This window comes from Microtetraspora fusca, from assembly GCF_001570365.1.
Lineage (GTDB): Bacteria > Actinomycetota > Actinomycetes > Streptosporangiales > Streptosporangiaceae > Microtetraspora > Microtetraspora fusca.
In genome coordinates, this window is record NZ_BBYK01000050.1 from 1 (window position 1) to 15753 (window position 15753).

The window sequence follows — 15753 nt, forward strand, 5'->3', positions numbered from 1 at the left end:
CGTGCCGAGCCGCGGGGTCACTTCGCCGGAGCGACGGCGGGAAGGGACTGTTCGGTCCAGATGACCTTGCCGCCGGCGGTGTGCCGGGTGCCCCAGCGCTGGGCGAGCTGGGCGACGAGGAACAGGCCGCGTCCCCCTTCGTCCGTGGTGGCGGAGCGCCGCAGGCGCGGTGAGGTGCTGCTGCCGTCGGAGACCTCGCAGATCAGCGCGCGGTCGCGCAGGAGCCGCACCTGAATGGGGGCGCCCGCGTACCGAATGGCGTTGGTGACCAGCTCGCTGATCACCAGCTCCGTGGAGAACGCCAGCTCCTCCAGGTCCCAGTCGGCCAGTTGCCGGGTGACCTCCGTACGTATGCCCGAGACGGCCGCCGGATCGACGGGCACGTCCCACTGGGCGACCCGGTCGGCGTTCAGCGCACGGGTACGGGCGACAAGCAGGGCGACGTCGTCGCTCGGCTGGGTGGGGAGGAGCGCTCCGAGCAGCGCGTCGCAGGTCTCGTCCGGCGAGCGGAGGGGGTGGGTGAGAACGCGTCGCAACCGGTCGAGCGCGTCGTCGATGTCGCGGTCGCGGTGCTCGATGAGCCCGTCGGTGTAGAGGATGAGCTGGCTGCCCTCGGGTATCGCGATGTCGACGGTCTCGAACGGCACGCAGCCCAGCCCGAGGGGCGGGCCCGCGGGCACCTCGGGAAGCTCGACGGTGCCGTCGGGGAGGACCAGCGCCGGCGCGGGGTGGCCGGCGCGCGCCATGGTGCAGCGTTGCGAGACCGGGTCGTAGACCGCGTACAGGCAGGTGGCGCCGATGATCCCGGCTCCGCCCGCGCCGTCCGGGTCCTCGTCCAGGTCGAGACGGCCGACGAGGTCGTCGAGGTGGGCGAGCACCTCGTCCACGGGCAGGTCGAGGTCGGAGAAGTTCTGGACGGCGGTGCGCAGACGGCCCATCGTGGCGCAGGCGAGCAGGCCGTGGCCGACGACGTCGCCGACGACCAGCGCCACGCGGGCGCCCGAGAGCGGGATGATGTCGAACCAGTCCCCGCCCACGCCGGCCTGCGCGGGCAGGTAGCGGTGCGCGGCCTCGACGGCGTTCTGCTCGGGCAGGCCGTGCGGGAGCAGGCTGCGCTGCAGGGTCAGGGCCGTCGAGCGTTCGAGGGTGAACCGGCGGGCGTTGTCGATGCACACGGCGGCCCGGCCGGCCAGCTCCTCGGCGAGGGACAGGTCGTCGTCCTCGAAGGGGCCCCGGTGCTCCAGCCGAAAGAAGGTCGCCACGCCCAGGATGACGCCCCGGGCGAGCAGGGGGACGGCGATGGCGCAGTGGATCCCCGACGCGCGGACCCGCTGGGCGCGCCCGGGATCCTCCGGCATCCACTCGGACGCGGGGGTCGGCAGCGCTGAGAGCACCGACTGCCCGGTCGCCAGGCACCGTGCCTGCGGCGTCGCCTGGACGAACGTGACCAGATGGCCCGCCGGGTACAGCTGCGAGTCCGCGTCGACGGCGCCGAGCGCCACCCGGCGCATCGCCGCCCCGTTCACGTCGGCCGGCTCCTCCCCCACCAGCACGACGTCCGGCAGATCGACGGCGACGAAGTCCGCGAGCCTCGGGATCGCGACCTCGGTCAGTTCCTCGGCGGTCCGGGTCACGTCGAGCGTGGTGCCGATGCGGACGCCGGCTTCGGTGAGCAGTTCCAGACGCTGCCGCGCCAGCAGGGCGAGCCGGCCGACTCCCGGCTCACCCACCGCGATCAGGCACTCGTCCGTGACACTGGGCGGCTCGGCGACGGCGGTCCGGGCAAAGGGGACGGTCGCGCGCGGCGGCGGCAGGACGACCGCGTTCGCGACCCGTTCGTACGGCACGGCGGAGCGAGCGGTGGCGAGACGGCGCAGCGCGCCGCCGGGCAGGACCGCCTCGACGGCGATGCCGGTCTCCCCTGAGGAGCCCGTCACCGGCCGGCTCAGGAGCGTGGCCACCCGGCCGTGCGGGAGCGCCACCTCGACGACGGCCGCGCGTCCCGAGGAGATCAGCTCCGCGGCCTTCTCCTCCAAAATGAGCCGGTCGGTCCGGTCGAGCGGGTCGCTACCGAGTGCTCCCGGGCCGGCGAGCTCGCCCGCGTCCGGCAGGAGAAGGGCGGCCTCCGGGGCGCCGCCCGCCGCGAGGCGGGCCTGGACGAACGTCTGGAGCAGTGCCCGCTCGCGCTCCGCGGTCTGCGCCAGCAGGCGCCGCTCGATGTCGCGGGCCCCCTCGCGGACGAGGGCCACCATCGAGGGGTCGGCGTCCTCACGCAGGCAGGTCAGGTCCAGCAGACCGCGGCTCTGTCCGCTCAGAGGGTCGCGGATGGGGACGCCCGCGCAGGTGAACACCTGCAGGGCCTCGACGAAGTGCTCGCGTCCGTGGACGAGGGCGGGCCCCCGCTCGACCAGCGCGGTGCCGATGCCGTTGGTGCCGGCGAACTCCTCGGCGTACGTAAATCCCGGGGCGATCCCCCGCGCATCGAGCATCTTGCACAACGACGGATCGTCCACGCGCCGCCCGACTATCCGTGCCTGCTCGTCACAGACGAAAACGCTCATCCGCATGTCGCCGAACCCGGAGTTCAGCCGATCGAGCACGGGGGTGGCGGCGCGGACGAGATCGCTTTCCAGATCCAGATCCCGGTGGTACGGAACCTCGATGCGATCGGCCGGAATACCCAGGAATTGACAGCGGTGCCACGAGGTCAGCACCGATGCCCGCACACCCGCGCCGACCGGCCTGCCTGCGAGGAGACGTTCACGGGCGTCGGCGAGAGCGTCGTTGTCGCTCCACTCGACCGTCACCACGACCACTCCCCCCAATGGCGGCAAATTACGGCATTCCATGCAGGTATGGCAGCATTTACCCGATTCAGTGCAATAGTGAAGCCTATTAACTCTCCGCAAAATCAGGGGAGATTCCCGCTCTTGATTTCATCGGATTGAGCAAAATCCGCGCAGCCGTACCGGAGCGGCGGCCGGAGGACCGAATTCGCGTCCGTACCAAGGAGCGCTCGTCACGGGTGGCCAGTACCGGCGACAGGCCCCGCGCTTGCTGGGTTCACGTTTCTACGCAAAACGATCAATGGGGAGACATGGACCGCGGCACCCGACGTACCAAAGCCCTGTGGACCGCCGTCACGCTGGGGACGGTGGCACTGCTCGCGGCACCGTTCTGAACAAGGTCGCGGCCGACGTGGGGTGCCGCTGACGACAGGTCCGGTCGTGGGGTCAGGATTCCCATGGCCACCACACCACCCGGCGGTGCCGGTCGCTGCCGAGACCGGGTCCGTCACCGATCCCGGCCATCGCCGTGAGGCGGTGGGCGAGCCGGGCGACGGCCTCCCGCAGCTCCGGAGGGTCCAGCACCTCCGCCTCGAAGCCCAGCCGGGCCACGTGCAGAGCGAGCCAGTCCAGGTCCTCTCCGCCGACGACGAGCACGCACCACCCGTCGCGATCGTCCTCGACGCGCCCCACCTGAGGCGGCACCAGCTCCCGCACCCGTTCGGGGTCGGCGTGCACCCGCACCCGGGCGAGATACCGGTACGCCGCCTCGGTCACGGACCGCTGCACGTAGGCGACCGGGTCCGGATGCTCACTCGTCCGGAAGCGCCAGGTCGTCGCCACCACATCGCGCATCCGGTCCAGCCGGAAGGTGCGCCAGTCGTCGCGGTCGACGTCCCGGGCCATCAGGTACCAGCGGCGGCCGGTGGTGACCATCCGCACCGGCTCGACCGTGCGCTCGCGCTCCCCGCCGACGCGGCCGGCGTACCGGAACCGGACCCGCACGGCGTCGCGACAGGCCCGCGCGAGCGTCATCAGCAGCTCCGCGTCGATCTCGATCCCGGGGCCGACGAGGGTCTCGGTGGCGCCGTACACCGCCCGCACCTCGGCGCGCAGCCGGGGCGGCATCACCTGGTCGAGCTTCGCGAGCGCCCGCAGTGCCGCCTCGCCCGCCCCGGTGACCGTGCCCCCCGCCGCCAGCCGCAGGGACACCGCCGTCGCGATCGCCTCGTCGTCGTCGAAGAGCAGCGGGGGAAGCCGGGTGCCCGCGCCGAGCTGATAGCCGCCGCCGACGCCCGCCGTCGCGTGCACGGGGTAGCCGAGCGAGCGCAGCCGCTCCACGTCGCGGCGCACCGAGCGGTCGGTGACCCCCAGCTCGGCGGCAAGCTCCGCTGCGGTCCAGGACGGCCGGCGCTGCAGCAGCCCCAGCAACCGCAACACCCGCTCGGTGGTCGCCTCGACAGTCACGTGCTCATCGTTCCACAGATCACGGAACGATCCTGTCCGCTATATGTGCGAGGGTGGCACCATGATCGACCAGACCCGGAGCCCCCGGCTCCGCGACCTCCACTTGCACACCCACCACCAGAGCCGTCGGGAGGCGAGCTGAGATGGCGCGCGACGTCCAGATCACTTTTGACTGCGCCGACCCGGCCGGATTGGCGGCGTTCTGGGCCGAGGCCCTCGGCTACCGGCTGCAGGACCCGCCCCAGGGCTTCGAGTCGTGGGAGCAGGCCATGGAGGCGATGGGCGTGCCGCCTGAGAGGCGCAACGACGCCTCAGCGGTGGTCGACCCCGAGGGCTCCGGGCCGCGGCTGTTCTTCCAGCGGGTGCCGGAGCACAAGCAGGCCAAGAACCGTGTGCACCTCGATGTGCGAGCCGCCCCCGGGCTCGTGGGCGACGCGCGGATGGCGGCCCTGGAGGCGGAGGCCGAACGGCTCGTCTCCCACGGCGCCACCCGGCTCCGGCGCCACGAGCCGGCTCCCCCGCTCGGCGCCGGGCACATCGTGATGGCCGACCCCGAGGGCAACGAGTTCTGCCTCGACTGATCAGCCACGCGACGGGGTGGCCGGCATCAGCGCGGCACGGACCGGGATTCCCCGGTCACGAGTACGCGGAACCAACGGTCACCGCCGCGACGCATGAGGCGGCGGCTCCCGCGCGGAGATCGCGCGAGGGCCGCCGCCGTCCCGGCCGACGGCGAGGGGAACCGAAAGACAGCGGCCCGGCAGGCCCCCACCGCCTGTTCGGGCGCACCCGCGCCATGGTCCTGCGGACACTGGAGGGAAGGGTGCGCACGACGGGCGAGATCGCCCGCGTCCTCGACATCTCCCCCGCCTCGGCCAGCGAGCACGCCTCGCTGCTGCGCGACGCCGGGCTCGTGTCCAGCGAGCGCCGCGGCAACCGGGTCTGTCACCGGCTCACACCGCTCGGGCTGGAGTTCCTCCACGGCCCTCGGGGCCAGCTCGACCTCTGACCCGGCGACGTGCCTCGGCGATCAGCAGCGGGTCGAGGAGCGTCCGTCCGGCGAGCTCCGTGCTCAGGTCACCTCTCTGCGGACGGCGCGCGCGAGACCCGCCGCCATCGGCGCGGCGATCCAGAAGGCCACGGACACGACCAGCCGGGCGAGGTCACCGCCCGTCATCTCCGCGGACGCCAGGGGTGCCGCGGTGGTGTTCAGATCGAGCCACCCGGCCACAGCCTCCCCGGCGGCGCCGAGCCTCGCGACGACCCCCCACATGAGCGGGCCGGCCAGGCAGACGACGATCGCGGCCGGGGCGTTCATGAGCAGCATGCCCAGGGCGAGCCCTTCCGCGACCACGAGGACGTTCACCCCGGTCCAGCCCAGCAGGACGAGCGGGGAGACGTCCCAGGTCGCCGGGACATGCCGGACCTCGGCGACGACGGCCGTGACGAGCACCGCCGCCAGCAGCGCGAGCAGCGACGCGGCCACCGCGGCGATCAGCGGCGGCAGGCACTTGGCCGCCAGCACACGCACCCGCCGGGGTTCCAGGGCGAACGTGGTCAGGGCGGTGCGATGGCTCCACTCGGCGGTCACCGTGAGGATGCCGAGCACCGGGAGCAGCGTGCCGAGCGCGATGCCCGCCGTGCCCAGCGCGGTGAGCGCGCGGGGGCCGACGACGACGCCGCGCGCCACGACCGACGCCACCGTCAGGCCGACCAGGACGGCGGTGAGGATCAGGCCGCTGCGGGTGTCGACGAGCTTGCGCGCCTCCACGGCCACGAGGCGTCGGAACGGCGTCGGCTCCCCCATCGGGACCGGTGCGCCGCCGTCTTCGGTGACAGGGACCACGTGATCGCTCATGCCGTGCTCCGGTCGGCGCCGGCGGTCAGGTCGAAGAAGGTCTGTTCCAGGTTCCGGCCCCGGTTCAGCTCGTCCATCGTGCCCTGGGCGAGCACCCGGCCGTGGCCGACGACCACGACGCGGTCGGCGACCTCCTCGACCTCGTGCAGCAGATGGGAGCTGAGGAGCACCGCGCATCCGGAGTCGGCGAGGCCGCGGAGCAGCCCGCGCATCCATCGCATGCCCTGGGGGTCCAGTCCGTTGCCGGGCTCGTCCAGGACCAGTACGCCGGGCCGCCCGAGGAGGGCGTGCGCGACGCCGAGCCGTTGCCGCATGCCCAGGGAGTAGCCCTTGACGGCGCGCCGGCTCTCCCGGTGCGTCAACCCGACCAGGTCGAGGACCTCGTCGACCCGCCGCCTGGGCAGGCCGAGCGTCATCGCGCCCAGAGTGAGGGTCTCCCGTCCGGTGCGTCCCGGGTGGTACGCGTTCGGGTCGAACATCGTGCCCACCCGGTGGGCCGGGCCGTCCAGCTCGGCGTACGCGCGGCCGAACACGGTGGCCGCCCCCGATGTCGCGAGGGACAGCCCGACCAGGATGCGCAGCGCCGTCGACTTTCCGGCGCCGTTGGGGCCGAGGAACGCGGTGACGCTGCCCGCCCCGACGGTGAAGGACACGTCGTCGAGCGCCTTCACCCCTTTGTAGAGCTTGCTGACATGGTTGAACTCGATCACCCGTCCAGTCCAGCGGAGGGGCCGTCACCCGTCATCGGCCCCGGGGCGAGTCCGCTCCGTCCTCGAGGCCGGTTCCGCCGCGCCGATCTCGACCTGAGGCCATGGTGATGTCGACCATGGTCGCTGACGCGCCGGCCGCCGGGCTACGTAGGCTGTGGCGCGTGCACGACCGTACGGACGACCAGCCACCCTTGGACCGGACGGATGTCGCGCTGCGCTATCTCTGCGCCGTGGTCCCGATGCTGTTCTACGGCGTCGTCCTGGTCTGGCTCGTCCTCCGGGAGCCCGACCGGCTCCTGCCGGCCGCGATCGATGTGGCGATGGGCGTGCTCGGGCTGGTCCTGATGCGCTGGCGGCGGCACCGGCCCCTGCCGGTCGCGCTGGCGACCGCCCTGCTCACCGTGTTCTCGACCACGGCGACCGGCCCGGCCCAGGTCGCGTACGTGTCCCTGTGCACGCACCGCCGCCCGCGCCAGATCGTCCTGGCCGCCGCCGTCTCCTGGCTGTGCCTGGCGGGGCATGCCGTCTGGCACGGCATCGGCCAGGCGGCCGTCGTCTCCGTGGCGACCGGGACAGCGCTCCTCGGCGGGCTGACGATCTTCGGCCTGTACCTGCGCGGACGGCGCGATCTCGCCGCGTCGCAGCGCGCGGCGGCGCTGGCGGCGGAGCGCGAGCAGCTCCACCGGATCGAACAGGCCAGGCTCGCGGAACGGGCGAAGATCGCGCAGGAGATGCACGACGTCCTGGCCCACCGCGTCTCGCTGCTGTCGATGCTCGCGGGCGGCCTCGCGTACCGGACGGACCTCGGTCCCGAGGAGACCCGCAAGATCGCGCTGGCGATCCAGGAGAACGCGCACCAGTCGTTGAACGAGCTGCGTTCCGTGCTCGGCGCGCTCCGGCGTGACAGCCCCGTGGAGGCGCCGCAGCCGACCCTGGCCCGGGTGGGCGACCTGTTCGACGAGGTACGCGCCGCCGGGCAGCACGTCGAGGTGGACGACGGCATACGCGACGCCGATCTGCTTCCGGGCCCCACCACCCGGCACGCGTACCGGATCGTGCAGGAGGCCCTGACCAACGCGCGCAAGCACGCACCGGGCAGCCCGGTCACGGCCCGGCTGCACGGGCGGCCGGGGCGTGGCCTGCACATCCGGGTCAGCAATCCGGTGCCACCGGGGACGTCAGCCGGCCCCGGAAGCAGGTTGGGCCTGGTCGGGCTGGCGGAACGGGCCCGGATGGCCGGAGGCACCATCAGCCATGCCGTCCGGGACGGGCGCTTCGTGCTCGACGTACGGCTGCCGTGGGAGGTATGACGCCGTGATCCGACTGATGATCGTGGACGACGATCCGATGGTGCGCACCGGGCTGCGCCTCATCTTCGGCGGGGATCCCGACCTGGAGATCGTCGGCGAGGCCGGGGACGGGCGGCAGGCGATGACGCTGATCCGCGACGTGCGGCCGGACGTGGTGGTGATGGACATCAGGATGCCGGTCCAGGACGGTCTGGCCACCACCGAATCGCTGATGGCCGAGCCGGACCCGCCCCGGGTCCTCGTGCTCACCACCTTCGACGCCGACGACATGGTGCTCCGCGCCCTGCGGCTCGGCGCCTGCGGCTTCCTGCTGAAGGACACTCCTCCGCCGAAGATGATCGAGGCGGTGCGGGCGGCGGCGAACGGTGAGCCGGTGCTATCCCCGAGCGTCATGAACCAGGTGATCGACGCGGCCACCGGCCGGCAGGAGCCGGACCGTTCGGACGCACGCCGGGAGCTGGCCGGCCTCACCGAACGCGAACGTGAGGTCGCCGTCGAAGTGGCGCGGGGCAGCTCGAACGCGGAGATCGCCGAGCGTCTCTACATGAGCGTCGCCACCGTGAAGGCCAACATCACGCGGATCTTCGCCAAGCTGGGCACCGACAACCGCGTCCGCGTCGCGATGAAGGTGCGCGACGCCGGCCTTCTCTGATGCCGGCTTCCGGCCCGCGCCGAGGCGGAGCCTTCTCCCGGGCCGCTTCCGCCGAGCCCGGCCGGGACGCGCGCCTCGCAGGGGACGCGGCCGCCGGATCAGGTGACACGCGCGCGATCAGGCGTCGGCGAGCGGAAGCCCCAACTGCTCCGTGAGGACGCGGCGCGCGTCGGCCATCGAGGGGCCGTACCAGGTGAGATGGCGGCCGCTGACCAGGGCCGCGTCGACGCCGGGAAAGCTCTCCGGCCCGTCGCCCGCGGTGAAGCGGTACGGCTCGTCAGGCAGGACGGCCAGCTCGGGCCGCGCGGCCATGATGTCGGCGAGGGGGATCTTCGGATACCGCTCGGGGTGCGAGGCGAAGACGTTGTCGATCCCCAGCCGGTCCAGCACGTCTCCGGTGAAGGTGTCGCGGCCGACGACCATCCAGGGACGCCGCCACACGGGGATGACGGCACGCCGCCGGAGGGTCGGCGCCGGTGCGGCCCATGCCCGGGCCGCCTCCTCCAGCCAGGCGGGGCGGGGAAGCCGGCACGCCAGGGTGAGCATGCGCTCCAGCGAGGTCAGCGCCTCGTCCACGGTGCGGATCGCGGTCGTCCAGACAGGGACGCCCGCGCCGCGCAGCGCCTCGAGGTCGACGTCCCGGTTCTCCTCGAAGTTGGCCAGCACGATGTCCGGGCGAAGCGACGTGATCGTGGCGAGGTCGGGGTTCTTGGTCCCCCGGACCCTCGTGACGTCGAGGTCTGCGGGATGGCTGCACCAGTCGGTGGCCCCGACGAGCACCTCCTGCCGGGTGGCCGCGACGGCCTCGGTCAGCGAAGGGACAAGGGAGACCACCCGCCGTACCCGCGTGGGGACGGGGACGGCCCGGCCGAGATCGTCGAATGCCACCTCGTTATCCGTCATGCCAGGTAATCGTAGAAGCCCGCCTCGCCCCCGCGTGAAGCCCCTTCCTGAGGCGACCATCGGGCGCGGCGGCGACGCTCACGGCGGCGGGCGGTCATCGAACCGGGGTCTCCCCCGGCGTCACTCACCCGCGGTCTCCTTCTCGTTGTGGTCGAGGGCTGCCCGGATCCACGAACCGCGGCGGCACGTGGAAGTTCCGGCTCACGCCGGGCCGTGGCCTGATCGTCCTGCGCGAGAAGATCTGCCGCATGCGCTGACACCCCCGGGAACCGGGCGGGGATGGCCCGTCACGACTCGGGCACGAGGTCCAGTTGCCAGGCCACCCCGAACCGGTCGACCACCCAGCCGTACTTGGCGCTGAAGCCGTAGTCGCCCAGGGGCATCAACTCCGCCCCCTTCTCCGAGAGCGCCGCATAGAGGCGGTCGATCTCCGCTTCCGTCCCGCACCGGACGTAGAGCGAGATCGCCGGGGTGAAGGTGAAGTCGTGCTTCACCGAGCTGTCGATGCAGGCGAGGCGCTGACCGGCGAGGGAGAAGGCCGCGTGCCGCACGGTGCCCTCGGCTCCGGACTCGCCGGCGCCGTAGCGATCGACGCTGAGAATCCGGGAGTCGTCGAACAGTGACGTGTAGAACGTCATCGCCTCTTCGGCGTCCCCGTGGAACATGAGGAACGTTGTGATCTTCTGCGGTCCGGTCGTGTCCATCGTCGCCTCTCCTGATCAGGGACGGGGCGGCCGGTAGGCCCCTGATGCGGCATCCTGCCGCAGAGGACCGACAAAATCCGGCACGCGTCGCACGGTCCGTGACCAACCCCGCATTCGACGGAGGTTTCCGGTCCGCGGTGCCGGCGCGAGGCCCGTGGGTGCTCCCCGGCAAACCAGTCGAAGTCGCGTTCGAGCCCGGACGACGAGGCCCTCCACCGCCGACGAGCGGCCGCGGCACCAGCGCCGGTTCGTCACCGTGCCGGTGCCGGTTCCCCGATCTCGGGCCCGATGCGCTCCTGGGCGCGCTTGGCCAACGCCAGGCGCGCGAGGACGGCCACCACGGCGGCGAGGGCGAACGCGGCGCCGGTCCAGGGAAGGAGGCGGGCACCGAAGGAGGCCAGGGTCCAGCCGCCGACCGCGGTACCCACGGTGATGCCCAGGTTGGAGAACGAGACGAACAGGGCGTTGCCGAACTCGGGGGCGTCGCGCGCGTCGCGGCCCAGCCAGATCTGGCACACGATGAGGCCTCCGGAGTGGATGGCCGCCCAGAGCGGGACAACCACGATCATCGGGGCGAACCGCGGGCCGAGGGCGAACACCAGGGCGAAGACGGCGAGGCACAGGACGGGATAGGCGAGCACGGTGCGGACGACGCCGGACCGCAGCAGCGCCGCGAAGGCGAAGTTGCCGAAGATCATCACGATGCCGAACACCAGCAGCATCGCGCTGACCCACGACTCGTTCATCGCCGTGACGGCACCCAGGTATTCGGCGAAGTAGCCGTACACCGAGAACATCGCCGCGAACACGCAGACGACGGACAGGAGCGACCACCACATCCCTGGGCTGCGCAGCACACCCAGCTGGGCACGGTAGGAGAGCCGCTCGTCGGCGGGCATCGCGGGAAGGAAGCACAGGATGCCGATGCACGCGGCCAGGTTGACGGCCGCGCCGAACCAGAACGCGGCCTGGAGAGTGACATGCCCGGCCAGGTAGGACGTCACGGGGACGCCGAAGGCGAAGCCGACGGTGACTCCGGCGAAGACCCGCGCGGCGGCGCGGGCCGGGTCCGAGGCCGGGGCCAGCCGGACGGCCGCCGCCAGGGCGACCGAGAAGAAGACCGGGTGGACGAGCGCGGGGATGACGCGGAAGGCGAGCATCACCTCGAAGTACGCGGTCAGCGCGTAGACGGCGTTCGAGACGGCGAAGACGGCCATGGTCGCCGCCAGTACGGTCCTGCGGTCGATGCGGGAGGCCGCGAGTGTCATGAAGGGGCCGAGGGCGGCGACGACGAACGCGAAGGAGCCGACGAGCAGCCCCGCCGTGGACGTGCTGACGTCCAGCCGGGCCGCGACCTGGGGGAGCACTCCGACGATGCCCATCTCGGTCGTGATGATGCCGAACACGCCCAGGGCGAGCGTCAGGAGGGACAGGGAACTTCTTCTCATGATCAGCTTTCGTGCGGAGCGGCCGCGGCCACCATTGATCTACGTATCGCTTTTTCTAGATATGAAAGGGTGCGCCGCACCGCCGCAATCAGGCAGGAGGCACCACCCGGATCGAGGGGCGTCCCGAGGTCAGAGCTCGTCGCGGACGTACGCGGCGTAGGCGGCGATGGTCTGCTCGTTGCGCCGGTAGTACGTCCACTTGCCGATCCGCTCGGACTCCAGCAGTCCGGCGTCCTTGAGCGTCTGCAGGTAGCCGGAGACCACGGACTGGGAGAGGCCGGACCGGGCCTGGATGTCGCCGACGCAGACCCCGATGTGGAATCCCAGCCCCTGCCGCAGGTAGGCGCTCTCGTCGAAGTACTCCGCGGGCGTCTTCAGCCAGCGCAGGAACTGCAGGCGCGCGGGGTTGGCCAGTGCCTTGTGCACGGTCAGCGGATCCACGACGTCCCCCTTCCGGTCGGCACCAGGTCGGACATCACATCTACTTTTCTCGATTTGTAGTGGAGTGTCAAACCAGCGGGCCCTCCCTGACGCCTCGGGGAAGGTCGGTCGGGCCCGTGGTTGAGCGGCCACCGCACTCAGATTTCCTCCGGGTGTACCCCCGCTCGGTGGGCCGCGGATCGCCCGGGGCGGCCGTCGGGAGACGCTGTCCGGGCGGCGTTTTCGACACCTGTCAACGAGATCACGCCACACGGCTCAGCCGGGGAATGTCTCACATAGCTGCAGGTCCACGGCCTTGGCGGGATATACGCGGGCGCGTAAGGTTCCGCCATGCACACCGTGGCCGTCCTCGCCCTCCCCCAGGTGATCCCCTTCGATCTGTCCACACCGATCGAGGTCTTCACCCGTACGCGGTTGCCCGACGGCCGTCCCGGCTACCAGGTGCGCGTCTGCGCCGAGGACCCCGAGGTGGACGCCGGCGCCTTCACCCTGCGAGCGCCCTGGAGGCTGGACGGGCTGGAGGGCGCCGACACGATCATCGTCCCCGGCGTCGCGAACCCGACGGCCCCGCTGTCGCCGGCCGTCCACGACGCCCTCAAGACCGCCGCCGCCGAGGGCACCCGGATCGCCTCCATCTGCACGGGCACATTCCCGCTGGCGGCCACCGGGCTGCTCAGCGGCCTGCGCGCCACCACCCACTGGGCCGGGGCCGGCCTGCTGGCCGCCGCGTACCCGGACATCGAGGTGGACCCGGACGTCCTCTACGTCGACAACGGGCAGATCCTCACCTCCGCGGGCGCCGCCGCCGGGCTGGACCTGTGCCTGCACCTGATCCGCCGCGACTACGGCTCCGCGGTGGCCGCCGACGCCGCCCGCCTGTCCGTCATGCCGTTGGAGCGGGAAGGCGGGCAGGCCCAGTTCATCGTCCAGCCGCTCCCCGCGACGCCCCGAGGGGCCACACTCGAACCCCTGCTCACCTGGCTGCAGTCCTCCCTGGCCCGCGAGCTGACCGTGGACGACATCGCCGCCCACGCCGGCATGAGCCCCCGCACGCTGATGCGCCGCTTCCGCGAGCAGACCGGCACGACCCCGCTTCAGTGGCTGCACCGCGCCCGCATCCGCCAGGCCCAGCACCTGCTGGAGACCACCGACCACACCGTCGAGCGCATCGGCGCCCAGGTCGGCTTCGGCTCCCCCACGGCGTTCCGCGACCGCTTCAAGCGCGTCACCGGCGTCAGCCCCCACAGCTACCGGCGCGCGTTCCGCTGAGCCGGCCGCGGCCGTACACCGGAACCGGCACGTCCGGCAGCCCCCGTCTCGGGCTCGCCGACGGCCCGGCAGGTATGCCACCACCTTGCGGTATACCTTCGGCGCGGGCACAATCGGCCGGGAGATGAACCAGCCCACGCCCGCTCCCGGCTCCTTGCGCGACCTCGCCTACGAGGCCATACGCGAGCGGATCGTCGAGGGCGTGTGGCACCCCGGCCGTCGGATCGTCGAACGCGATGTGGCCGCCGAGCTCGGCATCTCACGCATCCCGCTGCGCGAGGCGCTGCGGCGGCTGCACGACGATGGGCTCGTCATCCTCGTCCCCCGCCAGGGGGCGCTGGTCAGCCCCTTCACCCCGGCCGACGTCTCCGACCTGTTCGACATCCGCGAATACCTCGAAGAACTGGCCGCCCGCCGCGCCGCCGAACGTGCCGACGAGACCATCCTGTCCCGCCTGCGCGAACCCCTCCAGGCGGCGGAGGACGCACGGGAGCGCGGGGACGAGCGCGGCCTGGCCCTCGCCAACGCCACGTTCCACACCGAGGTCGTCAACGCCTCCGGCAACGCGCTCCTCCAGTCGATCATGGATCCGCTCGCCACCAAGCTGCGCTGGCTCTTCCGCCTGACGTCCGTGCGCGACCCCGGCCGGCAGTGCGCCGAGCACGCCCAGCTCTACGAGGCGATCGCCGCGCGCGACGCGGAGAAAGCCGGCACGCTCGCCCGCGCGCACGCCGCCGCGGGTCGCGAGCTGTCGATGCGCATGGCCGAGGAATGGAGCGATCCGCGCTTCAACCCGATCACGGCCACCCGAACCCGGCGGCGCGGCCCCAAACCCTGACCGAGGACGCCTCCCTTCGGGGGTACTCAGACGAGCCGGCCGTCGCGGGCCACGACACGTCCCGCCCGGACCACCACGTCGCGGCGCGGCAGGTCGATCACGACCTGCGGCAGGCACTCGCCCTCGACCAGCATGAAGTCGGCGGGCGCCCCCGGCCGCAGATCCGCCTTCGGCAGCCCGAGCAACTCGGCGCCGCCGTCCGCCGCCAGCCGGAAGCACGCCTCCAGCTCCTCGTCGAGGCGCACGCCGACGGTCCAGCCCAGCAGCCAGGCGCGGTGGAGCATGTCCGCGTTGCCGTACGGGCTCCAGTTGTCGCGTACGCCGTCCGAGCCGAGACCGACCCGCACGCCGCGCTCGGCCAGCCGCCGGAAGGGCAGCACGGTCCTCGCCGACGGCGCGACCGTGGTCAGCGCGATGTCCGCCGAGGCCAGCAGGTCGGCCGTCGCGTCCAGCTCCTCTCCGGAGAGGGCGGCGACCGCGAAGGCGTGGCTCACCGTGACCTTCCCCCGCAGGCCGAGTGCCTCGGTCCGCGCGGCGATCTCGCGCAGCGGGCCGAGCCCTCGCTCCCCGACGTCGTGCAGGTGGATGTCGACCGCCAGCCCGTACCGCTCGGCGATCCCGAAGACGACGTCGAGCTGCCGGTTCTCCCCGGACGCGCCGCCGCCTGACACGCGGTCGAAGCCCGCGGGGTCGATCCCGCCCACCGCGTCGATCAGGCCGGCTGCGGCCGCCTCCTCCAGCAGTTCGGCGGCGCCGGGCGTCCGCTCCACCCCGTGCTGCGGGAACGCCACGAGTTGCACGTCGAGGACGCCGCGCAGCTTCTCACGCGCCTCGGCCACGCCGGCGACCCCGTCCAGCCCGTACGCGGGCGCCACGTCGGCGTGGGCGCGCATCGCGCGCGTGCCCTGCGCGGCGGCGTGCGCCATCAGCCGCCGCGCGCGCTCGGCCACCGGAGTGGGCAGGTCGCGGTACAGCTCCACATCCCCGGTCACGTACTCGGCGATGCCGCGGGCCGGCCGGCGGCTGTGCCAGGGCTCGCCCCAGGCCGTCTTGTCGGGATGGATGTGCGCGTCCACGAGCGTGGGCAGGGCCAGCCGCCCGCCCCCGTCGACGTACTCGACCACGGCACCGTCCGGGACGGCGTCCGCCAGCACACCGTCCACGGCGACCAGATCGACGGCGGGCCCGCCGAAGGGGCGTACGTCGCGGAAGACGGTGGCGGAAGCACCGGCGACGGTACGGGTGTCGGCATCGGCGGCGTGGTTCGTCATCGCGATCTCCCTCGAAGGTTTTTGGTATACCAGTATCGTATCCCCCGGCCGTCCGGGCCCGGCCGGAAGCGTCGCCGGACCGGTCGACTCGACGCG

The 15753-nt window shown here is 72.4% G+C and carries 15 protein-coding genes; 6 read left to right on the plus strand and 9 right to left on the minus strand.

Annotation, left to right across the window (positions count from 1 at the left end):
• Positions 1 to 17: 17 nt before the first annotated feature.
• Positions 18 to 2810, minus strand: coding sequence for a SpoIIE family protein phosphatase (locus AWQ68_RS19905; protein ID WP_218006938.1), 2793 nt, complete (start codon positions 2808 to 2810; stop codon positions 18 to 20).
• A gap of 423 nt (positions 2811 to 3233) precedes the next feature.
• A complete protein-coding gene (locus tag AWQ68_RS19910; RefSeq protein ID WP_066942387.1) occupies positions 3234 to 4253 on the minus strand; it encodes a helix-turn-helix transcriptional regulator in 1020 nt (339 codons plus the stop codon).
• 143 nt (positions 4254 to 4396) lie between these two features.
• Here AWQ68_RS19910 and AWQ68_RS19915 point away from each other — a divergent pair, with 143 nt between their 5' ends.
• A complete protein-coding gene (locus AWQ68_RS19915) occupies positions 4397 to 4834 on the plus strand; it encodes a VOC family protein (protein WP_066942388.1) in 438 nt (145 codons plus the stop codon).
• A 215-nt stretch (positions 4835 to 5049) separates the two neighbouring features.
• Positions 5050 to 5262: a helix-turn-helix domain-containing protein gene (locus AWQ68_RS19920; protein ID WP_084464200.1), complete on the plus strand. Its 213-nt coding sequence runs from the start codon at positions 5050 to 5052 to the stop codon at positions 5260 to 5262.
• 63 nt (positions 5263 to 5325) lie between these two features.
• Here AWQ68_RS19920 and AWQ68_RS19925 read toward each other — a convergent pair whose 3' ends face one another.
• A complete protein-coding gene (locus tag AWQ68_RS19925) occupies positions 5326 to 6111 on the minus strand; it encodes a hypothetical protein (protein WP_066942390.1) in 786 nt (261 codons plus the stop codon).
• A complete protein-coding gene (locus AWQ68_RS19930) occupies positions 6108 to 6821 on the minus strand; it encodes an ATP-binding cassette domain-containing protein (RefSeq protein WP_066942391.1) in 714 nt (237 codons plus the stop codon). Before AWQ68_RS19930 ends, AWQ68_RS19925 begins: the two co-directional genes overlap by 4 nt.
• Positions 6822 to 6982: 161 nt before the next feature.
• On the opposite strand from AWQ68_RS19930, the gene AWQ68_RS19935 reads away from it, so the two are divergent.
• Positions 6983 to 8131 carry a sensor histidine kinase gene (locus AWQ68_RS19935; protein ID WP_169808954.1) on the plus strand — a complete coding sequence of 383 codons (1149 nt, stop codon included), beginning with the start codon at positions 6983 to 6985 and terminating at the stop codon, positions 8129 to 8131.
• Between the two features lie 4 nt (positions 8132 to 8135).
• A complete protein-coding gene (locus AWQ68_RS19940) occupies positions 8136 to 8783 on the plus strand; it encodes a response regulator (RefSeq protein ID WP_245656004.1) in 648 nt (215 codons plus the stop codon).
• Positions 8784 to 8900: 117 nt separating this feature from the next.
• Here the strand turns inward: AWQ68_RS19940 and AWQ68_RS19945 are convergent, their stop codons facing one another.
• The 4 genes from AWQ68_RS19945 to AWQ68_RS19960 all read right to left on the minus strand — a co-directional run bounded on the left by AWQ68_RS19945 (position 8901) and on the right by AWQ68_RS19960 (position 12279).
• Positions 8901 to 9686, minus strand: a complete 786-nt coding sequence (locus AWQ68_RS19945) for a helical backbone metal receptor (protein ID WP_066942392.1) — start codon at positions 9684 to 9686, stop codon at positions 8901 to 8903.
• 287 nt (positions 9687 to 9973) lie between these two features.
• On the minus strand, positions 9974 to 10390 hold the full coding sequence (locus AWQ68_RS19950; RefSeq protein WP_066942393.1) for a VOC family protein: 417 nt from the start codon (positions 10388 to 10390) through the stop codon (positions 9974 to 9976).
• 251 nt (positions 10391 to 10641) lie between these two features.
• Entirely contained in the window at positions 10642 to 11838 is a 1197-nt protein-coding gene (locus AWQ68_RS19955) for an MFS transporter (RefSeq protein WP_218006939.1), read from the minus strand.
• 129 nt (positions 11839 to 11967) lie between these two features.
• Positions 11968 to 12279: an ArsR/SmtB family transcription factor gene (locus AWQ68_RS19960; protein ID WP_066942395.1), complete on the minus strand. Its 312-nt coding sequence runs from the start codon at positions 12277 to 12279 to the stop codon at positions 11968 to 11970.
• Positions 12280 to 12609: 330 nt separating this feature from the next.
• Between AWQ68_RS19960 and AWQ68_RS19965 the strand changes: the two genes are divergently transcribed.
• Positions 12610 to 13548, plus strand: coding sequence for a GlxA family transcriptional regulator (locus tag AWQ68_RS19965; protein ID WP_066942396.1), 939 nt, complete (start codon positions 12610 to 12612; stop codon positions 13546 to 13548).
• Positions 13549 to 13672: 124 nt separating this feature from the next.
• On the plus strand, positions 13673 to 14386 hold the full coding sequence (locus tag AWQ68_RS19970) for a GntR family transcriptional regulator (protein ID WP_066942397.1): 714 nt from the start codon (positions 13673 to 13675) through the stop codon (positions 14384 to 14386).
• Positions 14387 to 14412: 26 nt separating this feature from the next.
• On the opposite strand, the gene AWQ68_RS19975 is transcribed toward AWQ68_RS19970, so the two are convergent.
• Positions 14413 to 15657, minus strand: a complete 1245-nt coding sequence (locus AWQ68_RS19975; protein ID WP_066942398.1) for an amidohydrolase — start codon at positions 15655 to 15657, stop codon at positions 14413 to 14415.
• Between the last annotated feature and the right edge of the window lie 96 nt (positions 15658 to 15753).